The organism is Bifidobacterium tibiigranuli, from assembly GCF_009371885.1.
GTDB classification, from domain to species: Bacteria; Actinomycetota; Actinomycetes; order Actinomycetales; family Bifidobacteriaceae; genus Bifidobacterium; species Bifidobacterium tibiigranuli.
Window position 1 is genome coordinate 92,676 of record NZ_QLZA01000005.1, and the last position, 15,638, is coordinate 108,313.

12 protein-coding genes, 1 other RNA gene and 1 pseudogene are annotated in these 15,638 nt (G+C 61.6%); 12 read left to right on the plus strand and 2 right to left on the minus strand.

All coding sequences use genetic code 11. From position 1 onward, the window contains the following. Positions 1–225: 225 nt before the first annotated feature. Positions 226–1,305 (plus strand): tRNA (adenosine(37)-N6)-dimethylallyltransferase MiaA, encoded by a 1,080-nt coding sequence (gene miaA, locus DDF78_RS05460; RefSeq protein ID WP_415481590.1) that lies wholly within the window; start codon positions 226–228, stop codon positions 1,303–1,305. Positions 1,306–1,320: 15 nt separating this feature from the next. Here miaA and DDF78_RS05465 read toward each other — a convergent pair whose 3' ends face one another. Then, the gene (locus DDF78_RS05465) at positions 1,321–2,106 is read right to left on the minus strand and encodes a Fic/DOC family protein (RefSeq protein WP_152580763.1); all 786 of its coding nucleotides are present in this window, start codon (positions 2,104–2,106) and stop codon (positions 1,321–1,323) included. Between the two features lie 73 nt (positions 2,107–2,179). Here DDF78_RS05465 and DDF78_RS05470 point away from each other — a divergent pair, with 73 nt between their 5' ends. The 9 genes from DDF78_RS05470 to DDF78_RS05505 all read left to right on the plus strand — a co-directional run bounded on the left by DDF78_RS05470 (position 2,180) and on the right by DDF78_RS05505 (position 11,323). Next, on the plus strand, positions 2,180–5,107 hold the full coding sequence (locus tag DDF78_RS05470) for an FtsK/SpoIIIE family DNA translocase (RefSeq protein WP_152580762.1): 2,928 nt from the start codon (positions 2,180–2,182) through the stop codon (positions 5,105–5,107). Further along, complete coding sequence (locus DDF78_RS11725; protein WP_154677511.1) at positions 5,091–5,237, plus strand: hypothetical protein; 147 nt, start codon at positions 5,091–5,093, stop codon at positions 5,235–5,237. The genes DDF78_RS05470 and DDF78_RS11725 overlap by 17 nt, the downstream gene beginning before the upstream one ends. A gap of 5 nt (positions 5,238–5,242) precedes the next feature. Further along, a complete protein-coding gene (gene pgsA, locus DDF78_RS05475; protein ID WP_152580761.1) occupies positions 5,243–5,902 on the plus strand; it encodes a CDP-diacylglycerol--glycerol-3-phosphate 3-phosphatidyltransferase in 660 nt (219 codons plus the stop codon). 59 nt (positions 5,903–5,961) lie between these two features. Beyond that, positions 5,962–6,492, plus strand: coding sequence for a CinA family protein (locus DDF78_RS05480; protein WP_152580848.1), 531 nt, complete (start codon positions 5,962–5,964; stop codon positions 6,490–6,492). A 65-nt stretch (positions 6,493–6,557) separates the two neighbouring features. Continuing rightward, complete coding sequence (locus DDF78_RS05485; RefSeq protein WP_152580760.1) at positions 6,558–7,073, plus strand: helix-turn-helix domain-containing protein; 516 nt, start codon at positions 6,558–6,560, stop codon at positions 7,071–7,073. A 170-nt stretch (positions 7,074–7,243) separates the two neighbouring features. Continuing rightward, positions 7,244–7,477: a DUF3046 domain-containing protein gene (locus tag DDF78_RS05490; protein ID WP_152580759.1), complete on the plus strand. Its 234-nt coding sequence runs from the start codon at positions 7,244–7,246 to the stop codon at positions 7,475–7,477. Between the two features lie 337 nt (positions 7,478–7,814). Then, positions 7,815–9,002, plus strand: a complete 1,188-nt coding sequence (recA, locus tag DDF78_RS05495) for a recombinase RecA (protein ID WP_152580758.1) — start codon at positions 7,815–7,817, stop codon at positions 9,000–9,002. Between the two features lie 213 nt (positions 9,003–9,215). After that, positions 9,216–9,920 carry a regulatory protein RecX gene (locus tag DDF78_RS12110; protein ID WP_415481587.1) on the plus strand — a complete coding sequence of 235 codons (705 nt, stop codon included), beginning with the start codon at positions 9,216–9,218 and terminating at the stop codon, positions 9,918–9,920. Between the two features lie 98 nt (positions 9,921–10,018). Further along, positions 10,019–11,323: an SLC13 family permease gene (locus DDF78_RS05505; protein WP_152580756.1), complete on the plus strand. Its 1,305-nt coding sequence runs from the start codon at positions 10,019–10,021 to the stop codon at positions 11,321–11,323. A gap of 110 nt (positions 11,324–11,433) precedes the next feature. On the opposite strand, the gene rnpB is transcribed toward DDF78_RS05505, so the two are convergent. Beyond that, positions 11,434–11,798, minus strand: an RNA gene (gene rnpB / locus DDF78_RS05510) — RNase P RNA component class A. A gap of 175 nt (positions 11,799–11,973) precedes the next feature. On the opposite strand from rnpB, the gene hpf reads away from it, so the two are divergent. Together hpf and secA are read left to right on the plus strand one after the other, a co-directional pair. Beyond that, positions 11,974–12,645 carry a ribosome hibernation-promoting factor, HPF/YfiA family gene (gene hpf, locus DDF78_RS05515; RefSeq protein ID WP_152580755.1) on the plus strand — a complete coding sequence of 224 codons (672 nt, stop codon included), beginning with the start codon at positions 11,974–11,976 and terminating at the stop codon, positions 12,643–12,645. A 369-nt stretch (positions 12,646–13,014) separates the two neighbouring features. Continuing rightward, positions 13,015–15,532, plus strand: a pseudogene (gene secA, locus DDF78_RS05520) (preprotein translocase subunit SecA); the annotation flags it as partial. Positions 15,533–15,638 lie beyond the last annotated feature (106 nt).

Consider the following 15,638-nt stretch of genomic DNA (forward strand, 5'->3'; position numbering starts at 1 on the left):
TATCATAGCCGCATGGCGCTGACGGTTGACTGGATAGTTTCATGGATATGCGCCCTTCTGAACACATACGGCGCATATGCGCGGCTTGCAGGCGCAACGTGTCGCTCAGTCCGGTGGCGGCGCATCGCTACAATCGCGCATATGCATGCAATATGGGAATCCGGCGCGGCTCTGGGTGCGGAAGCGGGCGCAAAGACGGCCACGGCATCTGAGAGCGGTGTTTCGGTGCCGGTGCTGGCGCGCGATGCCGCCGGCGGCAGCAACTCCGAGCTGGACGCGGTGAGCAGCACCGCACGCAAGGTCGTCTCCATCATCGGCCCCACCGCCTCGGGCAAGACCGGACTCGCCATCGCGCTCGCCGAAACTCTGCGTGAGCGGGGGGATACGGCGGAAATCATCAACGCCGACGCCTATCAGATGTATCGCGGCATGGATGTCGGCACGGCGAAGGCCACGCCACAGGAGCGCCAAGCAGTGCCGCACCACCTCATCGACATCATCGAGCCCGACGACGCTATGAGCGTGGCGCGATTCCAGCAGCTCGCCACGGCGCGCATCGCGCAACTGCAGCAGAGCAATATCCGCCCGATTCTCGTCGGAGGATCGGGGCTGTACGCGCGTGCCGCGATTGACGACATTTCCTTCCCGGCGACCGACCCGACCGTGCGTTCACAGCTAGAGGAACGCTCGCGCGTTGAAGGACCGGGCGCGTTGTACGCCGAGCTGCAGGCCAAGGATCCGCAGGCCGCAGCGCGCATGGACCCGCATAATCCCCGCCGCACGATTCGCGCCTTGGAGGTCATTGCGATTACGGGGAAGCCATACTCGGCGAGTCTGCCGCAGTATCGCTACGTCATGCCCGCCGTGCAGATCGGGCTGGACCTGCCGCGCGAGGAGCTCGACCGGCGTATCGATATCCGCACCGAGGCGATGCGGCAGGCGGGATTCGTTGATGAGGTGCGCCGGCTGCGGCCCCATCTGGGGGTCACTGCGGCGCGTGCGCTGGGCTATCAGCAGATTCTTGAGGCGCTCGACGGCACTATCAGCGAGGATGAGGCCTTCGCACAGATCGCTCAGCGCACGAAGCGGCTGGCGCGCAAGCAGATGGGCTGGTTCGGGCGCGACCCACGCATTCACTGGCTAAATGCGCTCGACCCGCAGCTGGTGGACCATACGCTTGCGGTTATCGAACAGGCGGATGCGGGAGCCTTTGACGAGCATGACGCGAATGCGACCGGCTACGCTCACCATCACCTCGGCGATGTGGGCGATGTGGCCGAAGCAGGCGATGTGGCCGAAGCGTAGCGTACATATAGCGTGTCAGTGCGCCGGGCCCTGGTCCCAGCCGGCAATAAGAAAAACGCGCGTGGGATTGACCGGGCGCTGAATAGCGGCGAACAGCTGCTCGAAGCCGCTGATATCGCCGGTATAGGCCAGCCGCTTCGCGTGCTTGTAGGCTTGCCGGCTCACCGGGCCCCAGTCCAGATCCCAGCCCGCGTCATGTGCCAGCCGCGAGGCGAAGATACGCAGCACCATCGCGTTGCCGCCCTTGAAGGGATGCAGATAGCCCAGCTCGTCATAGATCTTCGCCAATTCATGGGTGAAATCGTCGCGATCGAGATTGCGCAGATTGTGCTTCTCGCTCAGCTCGGTGGAGATGTTCATCGCCCCAGTGTCGATAAGTCCGGCCGGGAAGAACGCCTCCGGATCCTCGTCACGGCTGGCATCACGATCGGGCTCATTGGCTACATCGCCCGAACTGTGCGCAGCGGCGCGCTGCATGCTGTGGTCCTTGACATCCTTGGTGCGCAGCAGACCCGCGTCGTCGTACACGCCGTCGAACAGCGCGTGGTGAATGGCCTGCAGCTCTGAAAGATCGCCCGTGGGCTCCCAGCCGCGCTCGGCGAGCAATACGGTTCTGGCGAATACGCCGCTTGCCGCGTCATGCGGGTCTCGGTCGGCGATCTCGATCAGCTGGCGCACGTCCGAGCTGCCCAAGGCATAGCCATCCGCTGCCCGTTTCGTGGCGTCGTTGGGCGTCATTGCTTCCAATGCGCAGTTCTTGCGGGCAAATGCGACTGCGACGGCACGTTCTGCAGGAGTCATATCTGCCTATCATAGTCGATGGAAATCTGATGAAAAGTCGATGGGAACGGGAGCCGGTAGAATCAAGGGCGTTATGGCACGAACCGCATCTTCATCAAACAACACAGCCAAATCCCCGCGCTCCAAGGCGAAGGGGGCCTCGAGCGATGCCAAAGGCTCCGCCAGCGAGCTCAAACCCGAGCCGTTCTGGCATAAGGCGCTGCTCGCCGTGCCTCGAGGGCTTGGCAAAATTGTGCGCACCATCAGCGGCGTCGGCGAATACGACCCTCAGAACCGCAACGATGGCTGGTGCTTCATCCTGTTGGTATTGGCAATAGCGTTCGTTGCCTCGGAATGGTTCCGCGTCGATGGAGTGCTGGGCCGGGCGCTGCATGCCTTCGTCTCGGGTGTCTTCGGCGTCATGAGCGTGGTGCTGCCGGTGCTGCTCACCTATCTTTCGATACGTCTTATGCGCAACAGCGGCGCGGATTCGGACAATGCCAAGGTAGTGACCGGCTGGGCGCTGTTGCTGTGGTCCGTGTGCTCGATTATCGATGCGCTGGTGGCTTCGGACACGCGAAGCTTCAATATGTCCGAGATACAGGGTGCCGGCGGACTGCTCGGCTTTGCGCTCGGCTCTCCGCTTTCGTGGGGCCTGTCCGAGGGCTTCGCCGTACTCATTTTCGTCGTGACTGCACTGTTCGCCCTGCTGCTGATCACTCGTATGCATGTCAATGAGGTTCCTGATCGCATTCGCGGCGTGTTCGGTCGTCGTGGAGCAGCAGCCAGCAACGCCGATGATGATACTGAGCAGTTCCCGAACGAGGTGCATGTCGGCGAGGGCACGCTGTCCTTCGCACAGGGCGTGCCTTCGCACAATGACGCGGACGAGGCGGAGCAGACGCTGGACGCCAAGGCGGCGAAGGGTGGACTGTGGGCGAAGTTCCTGTCGCGCTTCTCCCGCAAGGGCGCGGATGCAGACAGCGGATCCTTGGATCGCTACGAGAATGACACCGCATTCGACAAGGCTGCGCGCAGCCACGGCGAGAGCGCCCAGTTCCCAGCGGTCGACGCGCCTACTGGCGCTGCGCAGGGTACCGGGGCAACCGGAGCAACGTACGATGGCGCTGATCTGCACCTGCCGGGCAACGCCGGTTCACCGCGTATCGTCAACCCGACGTATGACCGCGCCGCATATGACGACGCGGAGAATTCGCAGCCTACGGTCGCGTTGAATCCGTTGGGAAGCACTGCGTTGGGAGGCGCTGCGCCGGGGAATGCTGCACAGACAGGCTACGGCGACTACGGTTCCGGCGAACACGCTGCAGCGCCCGACTCTGCCATAGCCGACCCGTGGGCGGCAATCGGCGCCCCCGGGCCAGCGCAGGATGGCGGCGATGCCATGCTGGTGAACGCCGCAACGGGTGAGATAGCCGACGACGGCAGCGATAACAGCAATGACGCCGGTATCCCTGACGATGCCCTAGCTCCGTACCAATTGCCCGACCTGAACCTGCTGGCCAAAGGACAGCCGCATGCCGTGCGCACGCCGGCCAACGACAATGTCATTCGCGCGCTGACCTCCACCTTCCAGCAGTTCAAGGTGGACGCCAAAGTCGTCGGCTTCCTGCGCGGCCCTTCCGTCACCCAGTACGAAGTGGAGCTTGGCCCGGGCGTCAAGGTCGAGAAGGTCACCAACCTGCAGCGCAATATTGCGTACGCAGTGGCCAGCTCCGACGTGCGCATTCTGTCGCCTATCCCTGGCAAATCGGCCATTGGCATCGAGATTCCGAACATCGACCGCGAAATCGTGCATCTGGGCGATGTGCTGCGCTCCGACGAAGCGGTGAGTGACGCCAATCCGATGCTCGCGGGCGTAGGCAAGGACGTCGAAGGGCATTTCGTCACCGCCGATCTGACCAAGATGCCGCATCTGCTCGTTGCCGGTGCCACTGGCTCGGGCAAGTCGAGCTTCATCAACTCCATGCTCACCTCGGTCATCATGCGGGCCACGCCTGAGCAGGTCCGCCTGATCATGGTGGACCCCAAGCGCGTCGAGCTGTCGGCCTACGCGGGCATCCCACATCTGCTCACGCCCATTATCACCGACCCCAAGAAGGCCGCGCAAGCCCTCGAATGGGTCGTCAAGGAGATGGACGCGCGTTACGATGACCTGCAGTTCTTCGGCTTCCGCCATGTCAAGGACTTCAACGAGGCCGTGCGCGCCGGTAAGGTCCACGCCCCGCTCGGTTCGAATCGCAAGGTGGCTCCATATCCGTACCTGCTTGTCGTGGTCGACGAGATGGCCGACCTCATGATGGTGGCCAAGAACGATGTGGAGAGCTCGATTCAGCGTATCACGCAGCTGGCCCGCGCCGCCGGCGTGCATCTGGTGCTGGCTACGCAGCGCCCGTCGGTCGACGTCGTCACCGGCCTGATCAAGGCGAATATTCCATCCCGGCTGGCGTTTGCCACATCCTCTGCGACCGATTCGCGCGTCATCCTCGACTCGGTGGGTGCGGAGACCCTGATTGGTCAGGGCGATGCGCTGTTCCTGCCGATGGGGTCGGCCAAGGCGTTGCGCGTGCAGGGTTCGTGGGTGAGCGAATCCGAGATCCGCAAGGCGGTCGAATACGTGCGCACGCAGCGCAAGCCGCATTACCGCGACGACATCGAGCAGATGGCCAAGGAAGCCGAGCAGCATGCCGTCGAGCCTGACGAGGATATCGGCAACGATATGGATGTGCTGCTGCAGGCGGCCGAGCTGGTCGTCACCACGCAGTTCGGGTCCACTTCGATGCTGCAGCGCAAGCTGCGCGTCGGATTCGCAAAAGCTGGGCGGCTGATGGACCTGCTCGAATCGCGCGGCGTCGTAGGACCTTCCGAAGGCTCGAAGGCCCGGCAGGTACTGGTGCAGCCGCAGGACCTGCAGCAGGTGCTCGCCTTCATCCGCGGGGAGAGCGATTCGCTGCAGACTTCGGCGGGAGCGGCAGACGGAGCGAACGATGCGCTGGGCGAATAATTCGAGCAGCGCGGCAGTTGTCGCCGGTTTTGCTGGTTTTGCTGATTTTGCTGGTTTTGTCGACTTTGCCGATTACAGCTTCGATTTCAGCGATATGCGCATGTGCGGTAATGAGTTCGCAGTAGGGTGAATAGTATGCAAACACGGGATGAACATAAGACATCGTTATGGGACGGTTGGAATAGCCCACCGAATCTGGTGACCTATTCCCGTATCGTGCTGGTGCTGATTTTCCTTTGGGCGGACATCGCCGCCGGCCCTTGGGGAGCGCAGAACCTGCGGCTGCGATGGGCTGCAGCGCTGCTCTTCGTCGTCGCCGCGTCCACCGACAAGCTGGATGGCTGGATGGCGCGCAAGTACGACCAGGTTACCGAACTGGGCAAGCTTATGGATCCCATCGCCGACAAACTGCTGATTCTGGCCACACTGGTCGTGGCCTCGGCATTCGGCGAAGTGTTCTGGTGGGTTACGATTCTGTTCCTGATTCGCGAGCTGGGCATCACGGTGATGCGTTTCTTCGTCATTGACAGCGGCGGCAAGGTCATCGCCGCTTCGCGGGCAGGAAAATACAAGACCCTGACCGAATGCGTCGGCTTGGGCATGCTGCTGACGCCCATGTGGTCGCTTGCCTCGGGCGATGAGGTCCCTACCTGGGTCAATGTCTACCATGGCGTCACGCAGGCGATTATCTATATCGCGCTCGCTCTATGTCTGTATTCCGGCGGGGAGTATCTGATCAACACCTTCGGCGGGCGGCGATCCGCGTCCTCGGCCGGTGGCGATCAGTCGGCATGACTGGTATGGCTGGCATAGCCAGTGTGTCTCGCGCCGAGACGTCCGATGGTGAATCGGATATGCAGGGCCGTTGCGACGCGCTTGCCGCAAAGATTCTCGCGCGTTGCAAGACACTCGGCGTGAAAATAGCCGTTGCGGAATCGCTGACTGGGGGATTGCTGGCCGACGCCTTCGTGCGTGTGCCGGGTGCTTCGGCGGTGTTCCTTGGCTCGGCGGTCACCTATGACATCGCCGCCAAGGCCTCGATTCTGGGCGTGGACGCCGAGCTGCTGCGGCGCGAAGGCGCGGTGTATCCCGAGGTGGCGCGTCAGATGGCGCAGGCCACGGCGAATCTCTACCACCAGCCGGGCTATGACGCTGTCATCGGGCTGTCGACCACCGGCGTTGCGGGGCCTGGCCCGGACGGCAGCAAACCTGCGGGGCTGGTCTATATCGGTCTGGCGATTCCGGCCGTGTTCGCAGCTTCCCGGCAACCGCAAACCATTGTGCGGGAGCTGCACTGCCACGGTTCGCGCGAGGCGGTGCGCCAGCAAAGCGTGCTGCATGTTTTGGAAAACCTAAGCGAACTAACAGTGAATTCACAGGAATAATCTCGTCTTCCCGGTGTTGTTCATAGTGTAAGCCTTACGAACACGAGCCGAAAGGAATGGCGCAGATGGACACGATGACACGCACCAACGAACAGACGGATGTAACCACTCTGTCGACACGGCCGGTTCAGGCGGGCAATGCGCGTATGCGCGATTTGACTCCCGCACAGCGCAGGGCGGTGATGTTCGCCCAGCAGCAGGTGATACGCGCGCGGGCTGCGAAGAAGGCCAAGGATGAGCGGCAGGCTGCGCTCAGCCGCATGTGGCAGGCCGAGGACGCCGAGCAGCAGTCCAAGCCTAGGGCGGCTTCGCGCAAACGCGAGTCCACCAGCGAAAGCAGAGATATGTCGCTGCGCGAGGCAATAGGGCATGTGCTGCGCGATTTGCGCACGCAGGACCATAAGACGCTGCGCGAGGTAAGCGAAAAGGCCGGCGTCTCGCTCGGCTATCTTTCCGAAGTCGAGCGTGGGCAGAAGGAGGCCAGCTCCGAGCTGCTTGGCTCGATCGCCGAATCGCTGGGATTGAGCACTGCGCAGATGCTGCGCATGGTCGCCGATTATCTCGATTCCGTCGAGCTGTGAGCATCGCGTCGTCTCCGGCAGTATAACGACAACGAAACCCGCCACCTGTGGATGGCGGGTTTTTCGTGCGTATGCAAGTCGTGCGTATGCGAAAGCAACGGCGTGCGTAGTTGTGGCGGAGTAGAATTCGCTGAGACGAGATATGGCAGGAACTATGAGATCGAGGTGCTGTGCGCGAACGGGAGTTTTGGGAGCTGCTTGAGGAGATTTTCGGCCGCAGCTATGGCCGCAGTCTTGCCCATGACCAGCAGCTCACCGCGCTTGAGGGTATGAGCGTGGTGCAGGCTCTCGCAGCGGGTGTCGAGCCGCGCGTCGTCTGGAATGTGCTGTGCGACCAGATGGATGTTCCTGATTCGCAGCGATGGGGCAGAGATCACAACGCGCCTCCGCTGCCAGCGCGCTGATTGGGCTCCGCGATGCCAGTGCGGTGAACGACGCTTGCTGTGGCTGCTGACGACACGCCGTGTTCTCCGTAGCATGTTCGAACAAATGTTCGTATGCTGGGTTATAGTATTTTCAGCGCAGATCATGCATCGGCGGCTTCCACACACTGGCGGCTTCCAGTTATCAACGGCTCTGCAGCCGCTTCGGATTCAGCGGCTGAGGGTCCTGTGAGACGAGAGACGCTCGGCGTGTCGAAATGGCAAGCCTTCGACCACAATGGTCTGTCGGGATTGCCGAGGCGGCATGTCACGCCATACCGTGGGATGTGACGAGAGCTGTACAACGTAAGGAGCAGACATGGCACAACAGGCAAAAGTCGCGTCGAAGGCGAACGTGACAGATTTACGCGGCGAGGATCCGCGGCGGCAGGCCGCGCTGAAAACCGCGCTGCAGGAGGTCGAGAAGAGCTTCGGCAAGGGGTCGGCTATGCGTTTGGGCGACAAGCCCGCGCAAGACGTCGAGGTCATCCCCACCGGGTCTCTTGCACTGGATATGGCCTTGGGGATAGGCGGGCTGCCCCGTGGCCGCATCGTGGAGATCTACGGTCCGGAGTCCTCCGGCAAGACGACGCTGGCGCTGCATGTGGTCGCCAATGCGCAGAAGAACGGGGGAGTGGCGGCGTTCATCGACGCCGAGCATGCCTTGGATCCGGTCTATGCCAAGCATTTGGGCGTGGACACGGACTCGCTGATCGTCTCGCAGCCCGACAACGGCGAGCAGGCGCTCGAGATCGCTGACATGCTGATTCGTTCCGGCGCGCTGGATGCCATCGTCATTGATTCGGTGGCGGCACTGGTGCCCAAGGCCGAAATCGAAGGCGAAATGGGCGACAGCCACGTTGGCTTGCAGGCGAGGCTGATGAGTCAGGCGCTGCGCAAGATGACCGGTGCGCTGGCGCAGGCTGGCACCACCGCCATCTTCATCAACCAGTTGCGTGAGAAGATCGGCGTGTTCTTCGGCAGCCCCGAGACCACCACCGGCGGCAAGGCGCTGAAGTTCTATTCCTCGGTCCGCTTGGACATCAGGCGCATCCAGACGCTGAAGAACGGCGATGAGGCCGTGGGCAATCGCACCAAGGTCAAAGTGGTGAAGAACAAGATGGCGCCGCCCTTCAAATTCGCCGAATTCGATGTGCTCTACGGCGAGGGCATCTCGAAGGAAGGCTCCGTGCTGGACATGGCGCTGCAATGCAATGTGGCGAAGAAGTCCGGCTCTTGGTTCACCTACGACGGCGAGCAGCTTGGTCAGGGCCGCGAGAACGTGCGGCAGTTCATGAAGGACAATCCGGCGATCACCGACGAGATTGAGCGCAAGGTGAAAATCGCCTTCGGGCTGCTTCCCGACGACACGCCGGACCCTGACGATGCTGATGGCGCAGCTGGTGGTGACGCAGACGGCGGTGATGCGGCTCATGACGCAGCCGGCGCGGGCGAGGCTGGCGATTCCAAGGCCAAAGCCTCAAAGGCCGCCGCAGCCAAGGCATAGCCGATGATCAGCGCCGAAGAGTTCCTGAGCAGCCACACGCCTGTTGCCGAAGAGGGCGAACCGGAGACGGAGCAGCCCGAAAGGCGAGCCAAAGAAGCTGATTTGGCGGCCCAAGGCGATGCGGCAGGGAAAGCCGCTCAGGGTGGGGCAGCTGAGCCCCTGCGGCATGCCGGTTCCTTCGGTTCGCAGCCTGATGATGCTGTTGGTTCTGGCATTGCTGGGCACGCTCACGGCGCTGGGCATGCTCATGACGCTGGGTCTGGAACGGCATCATCGTATGGTTTGCACGGTGCCGGTCGCAGCAGTTTCGGCCACTCAGGCTTCCGCGATGCGCATTCGCGGAAGCCATATGGTGGCACGCGCCGGTCACGCAGACACGCGCGAGACCCCGACGACACCTCGCCTAGGGCGCAATCGCGGGGGCAGCGCGGGCCTGATGATCCGCAGAGTCTGGATGCATGCCGGGAGGCGGCGCTGACGCTGTTGGACGCTGCGGCGCGCCCATCCGGGGCGTTGCGAACGCGTTTGCTTGGCAAAGGCTATGCACCAGGCGTTGTCGAAGAGGTCATCGAGCGGTTGAGCGCGGTGAATCTTATCGATGACCGGGCATATGCGCAAGCAGCAGTCCGCTACTGCATCGGGCGGATGTACGGGCGACATGGCGCCATCAACGAACTCGTGCGCAAGGGAGTCGAGCGGCCGTTGGCCGCCGAGGTCGTGGATGAGGCTGACAAACACGGTGCGTTTGAGGAATCGGCGTGGGAGCTTGGACGCTCTGTCGAACACAAAACCCGTGGGCTTGATCGCCAGGTGCGCAAACGCCGTTTGTGGAGCGCTGGCGGGCGCAAAGGGCATGACCCGGCGGTTCTGCGCGACATGGCGCACCAGCTCTTTGACGATGATGGACAAGAGGTCTAACTGCCTCCCCTGTACGCTGGCGGCTGTGGCTATGCGGCAGGCAGCGTATGATGTAATCCGTTGCGGCGGTTGCCGTCTTTGGCGATGAGAGGGGCATTATGTCCGAGGTTCTCTTTGAAGTCGTTGCGGCGATCGTGCTTATGGCGCTGCTTGCCGTGGTCGTGCTCAAGCCTCGTGGATTGCCTGAAGGGTTCGTCGGTTTGCTCGGGGCTGCGATTCTCATCGTGATTGGCGCTACAACGCCGTCTGTCGCCTTCGCCCAAGCCGAAAGCTTGATGCCGACAGTGTTGTTCCTTGGCTTTTGCCTGATATTCGCCGGATTATGCGAGCGGGAGGGGCTGTTCGTATATTGTGCCGACATTATAGGTAGGCTGTCGCGGGGCAGGCCGGGAAAACTTTTCGTCCTGTGTTTTCTCATGGCCGCGTTCGTCACAGCGTCTTTGAGTCTGGATACGACCGTGCTGCTGCTGACCCCGGTCATACTGGCCACGGCGGAGCGCATGCGGCTGGACTATCGGCCATATGCTTATGCTGCCTGTCATCTGGCCAACACGGCCTCACTGCTGCTTCCAGTATCGAATCTGACGAATCTGCTCGCTATGCAGAACACGGGATTGGATTTTCTTGACTTCGTGGTCATGATGGCGTTGCCATGGCTGGCTGCTGTGGGAACGGAATTCGCCGTGCTGCGCTGCGGCTTTGGCACGATGCTGTCTTCGAGGCACTACGATGCAAGCGACTCGGGGCGTCTGCAAACGACCGGGAACCGCTCGGCAGATGACAACGCGCCCAAGGATGATGAGCACGTTCCGTTGCTGGCCATTGTGGTGGTCGGCATGACGCTTGCGGGATTCATGATTTCGGGCAAGCTGGGACTCAGCCCATTCTGGTTCGCTGCCTTCGGCTGCATAGCATTGACTATAGGACGTGCCGCAGCGGGGCGGGCTTCGGCACGAGAGCAATTGCTGCAGGCGTGGAACGACGCCAATCCTTCCTTCCTGCTGTTCGTGCTGGCCTTGGCTGTTGTGGTCGCGGCGCTGTCGGGCAATGGGTTGGGGAATCTGATCGCTCCGCTGTTCTCCATGGGGACTTCGCTGCCAGTGCTGCTGCTGGTCGCAGGCGTTGCAGCGCTCTCGGCCAATGTGCTCAATAATCTGACTGCGGCGATGCTGCTTATTCCCTTGGCGGCGAGCCACGGCTTGATTATGGTCATGGCAATCCTGATTGGCGTGAACATCGGCCCGAATCTGACCTATGCCGGGTCGCTGGCGACGATTCTGTGGAGAAGAACTCTCCAGGAACGCGGGCGTCGCGTAGAATTGGCAAGATTCACCGCCATTGGTCTGATCAGCGTGCCGCTGTGCATCATTGCTGCGACAGTGACACTGTGGCTGCTTGCCTAGATCAACGTATGCCACTGGTTACGGCACGGAAGTCACGGGTCACGAAACCTGCTATGAAGACTACTTATTTACCAATGAAATGAGACAGCGGCAAAACAAAAAACTAAGGAGTGTTGAGACCCCTCATACCCCGGGTTCTGTCGTGCGCCAAAGCGCACGGATGGCCATCCATCTCGACCTGACGTTGCCGCCAGGCTCTAGCAGCCTACCCGAAGGCCCGAGCGAGCAGCTCTTTACGCCTTCTGCTTGGCCTTGCTCCCGATGAGGCTTGCCATGCGACCCACTGTTGCCAGGGGCCCGGTGGTCTCTTGCACCGCCGTTTCACCCTTACCCGGCCTTGCGGCCAGGCGGTCTGTTCTCTGTTGCGCTATCTCTCAGGTCGCCCTGGGCGGACGTTATCCGCCATCGTGCCCTGTGGAGCCCGGAAGTTCCTCAGACCCGCCATAAGCGTGTCCGCGGCCACCGAAGGATCTCAACCACTTCATTGTAGCAAGACTTTCGGTGTCGATTGCATAACGTTCGCGAAACGAGTTGTTTGCCGCGAGTCCTTGCTGCGTTAACCCAAGCTTCGATTACAATGAGTCGTACCCGGACAGTGAAGACGCCGTCCGACACATATAGCGGGAAACCGCTTGAGATAGGAGGTCCACATGGAAATCGTCGTAACCGGACGTCACACGCAGATCAAGCAGAGGTTCCGCGATGTCGTCGAAAGCAAGATGAATCGTGTGACCGCCATCGCCCCGGACGCACAGCGCGCGCAGATTGTGCTTTCGCATGAGGGCAATCCTCGTCAGGCAGACACGGCCGAGCGCGTGGAAATCACCGTGATCGCAGGTCGCTCCGTCGTACGTGCCGAGGCATCGAGCACCGATGAGTTCAGCGCACTTGACATGGCGCTGGATAAATTGACGCTGCGGCTGCGCCGTACGCGCGACCGGCGCAAGGACCATCGCCGTGGCTACACCAACCCGGCCCCGGTCGATCTGGGAACCATCCTTCCGCCCGAGGAGCCGGAGGCAGAGCCCGAAGAGCCGAACAATAGCCCCCAGGCCGCCATCGCTTCCGAGTTGGGACCCGGCGAGTCCGTCGAGGTGCAGGTTGGTGACACTCCAATTGTGATTCGCCGCAAACTGCATCTCGCCGATCCGATGACCATCGACGAGGCGCTGTACGAAATGGAACTGATCGGCCACGATTTCTTCCTCTTCGTCAATAAGGAGACCGGCCGCCCGTCCGTCGTCTATCACCGTCACGGATGGAGCTACGGTGTGTTTGAGATCGATACCGCCGACAACGTCGCCAAAGTCATCAAGGGCTGAAAACCGGCATAGGGAGAGTCGACCTGAAATTCAGACCTAGGGAATTCGCCTTCAGCGAGCGTGTTCCCGGGGAATGATGGCAGAAATCCCGCAAAACTAACAAGGACGAGGGGCTGTACATCAATGCGATGTACAGCCCCTCGTTGCGTCTCGTATGCGAGCGGCAGACCGGATTATAGGCCGTAAGAAGCCGTGGGAGGCAGCCCCAGACATCGTACGACAGGAGATGAAAAGGGGCTGCTGCACGAATCGACGCCAGCCTGTTATGAAAATCGGCGCACTCGCGTACTATATAGACTGTTTGTGCCCGGCCCAACGGTGCCGGGGTATGCTCGTTTTAACGAACAAGACGGATCAGGGAGCAAAAACGTGGTAGACATCGTCGACAAGGCGCTTCGTATGGGCGAAGGCCACCAGATCAAGAAGCTGGAGAACGTGGCGAAGGCCGTGAACGCTCTTGAGGATAAGATATCCGCATTGAGCGACGACGAGCTCAAGGGGCAGACCGCCAAATTCAAGAAGCGGATTGCTGATGGGGAAAGCCTTGATGATCTGATGCCCGAAGCCTTCGCCACTGTGCGCGAAGTCTCCAAGCGCACGCTCGGCCAGCGCCATTTCGATGTGCAGCTCATGGGCGGCGCGGCGCTGCATTGGGGCAACATCGCCGAAATGAAAACAGGTGAAGGCAAGACCCTCGTGGCTACGCTGCCCGCGTATTTGAATGCGCTTGGCGGCAAAGGCGTTCACGTGGTCACCGTCAACGACTATCTGGCGAGCTACCAGAGCGAGCTGATGGGGCGTATCTTCCGCTTCCTGGGACTCACCGTCGGCTGCATCATCACCGATCAGAAGCCTGTCGAGCGCCGCAAGCAGTACAACGCCGACATCACCTACGGCACCAACAATGAGTTCGGCTTCGACTATCTGCGTGACAACATGGCGTGGGAAAAGAACGAACTGGTGCAGCGCGGCCATAACTTCGCGATCGTCGATGAGGTCGACTCCATCCTCATCGATGAGGCCCGTACCCCGCTCATCATCTCCGGCCCGGCCGAAGGCGACGTGACGCGCTGGTACCGCCAGTTCGCGCGGCTGGTCCCCAGGCTTACCCGCGACGAGGATTACGAGGTCGACGAGAAGAAGAAGGTCGTCGGCATCCTCGACCCAGGCATTACGAAGGTCGAGGACTTCCTCGGCATCGACAACCTGTACGAACCCAGCAACACGGCGCTGATTGGCTACCTCAACAACGCCATCAAGGCCAAGGAACTCTTCCTGCGCGACAAGGACTATGTCGTGACGCACGGCGAGGTCCTCATCGTCGACGAGCACACCGGCCGTATCCTGTCCGGACGCCGCTACAACGAGGGCCTGCACCAGGCCATCGAGGCCAAGGAAGGCGTCGAGGTCAAGGCCGAGAACCAGACCTTCGCCACCATCACTCTGCAGAACTACTTCCGCATGTACGACAAGCTCTCGGGCATGACCGGTACCGCCGAAACCGAGGCGGCCGAGTTCATGGGCACCTACAAGCTCGGCGTGCTGCCGATTCCGACGAACCGCCCGATGGTGCGCCAGGACAAGAACGATCTGATCTTCCGCACCAAGAAGGAGAAGCTCACCGCCATCGTCAAGGACGTGGCAAAGCGCCATCTCAAGGGCCAGCCGGTGCTGCTAGGCACCGCCTCGGTCGAATCCTCCGAAATCGTCTCCTCGCTGCTTGACGTCGCAGACATCGAGCATCAGGTCCTCAACGCGAAACAGCATGGACGCGAGGCTGCGGTCGTCGCCGTCGCCGGACGCAAGGGCGCCGTCACCGTGGCCACCAACATGGCCGGACGAGGCACCGATATCATGCTCGGCGGCAATGTCGAGTTCCTGGCCGACCAGAAGCTCAAGTCCGAAGGCTATTCGCCCGACGACACCCCGCAGGAGTACGAGGACCGCTGGCCCGGCACGCTCGCCGAGATGAAGGCGCAGGCCAAGGACGAGCACGAGGAAGTCACCGAGCTCGGCGGCCTGTACGTGCTGGGCACCGAACGCCACGAGTCGCGGCGTATCGACAACCAGCTGCGCGGCCGTTCCGGGCGTCAGGGCGACCCGGGCGAGTCCCGGTTCTACCTGAGCCTCGAAGACGACCTGATGCGCCTGTTCAACACGCAGCTCGTCGCCCGCGTCATGACCAAGGGCATGCCTGAAGGCGAGCCGATCGAGTCGAAGAGCGTCTCCAAGGGCGTGCGCACCGCGCAGAAGTCCGTAGAATCGCGCAACTTCGAAATCCGTAAGAACGTGCTCAAGTATGACGACGTGATGAACAAGCAGCGCAAGGTCATCTATGCCGAGCGCCAAGCGGTGCTCAAGGGCGAGGACATCCACGAGGATGTCGAGCGCTTCATCGCCGACACTGCGGAAAGCTATATCAAGGGTGCCAACAACGGCTCCGACAAGCCGAAGGACTGGGACTGGGGGGGGCTGTTCAAGGCCCTGAACATGGTCTTCCCGGTCGGCGTCGACATGGGCGAGGCCAAGAAGAAGGTCACTGACCTCAAGCACGAGAAGGCCGTCGAAGCGCTGCGTGACATCTTCGTCGAGGATGCCAAGGCCCAGTACGCCGAATTCGAGAAGAAGATCGGCGCCGAAGGCCTGCGTCAGCTCGAACGGCGTGTCGTGCTCGCGGTGCTTGACCGCAAATGGCGTGAGCATCTCTACGAGATGGACTACCTCAAGGACGGCATCGGCCTACGCGGCATGGGCCAGCGCGACCCGCTGGTCGAATACCAGCGTGAAGGCTACCGGATGTACAACTCGATGATCGAGGCCATCAAGGAGGAAAGCGTCCAGCTGCTCTTCCATGTCGACGTCGAGCAGGTCGCCCGCACCGAGGACTTGGAAACCGAGCAGGACGAGGATGCTGCGGTCGATGCGGCTCAATCGGCGCTTGGTATTGCTTCGTCTGCTGAGGAGACCGGCGAGGCCAGTGATGCGGTGGCGAT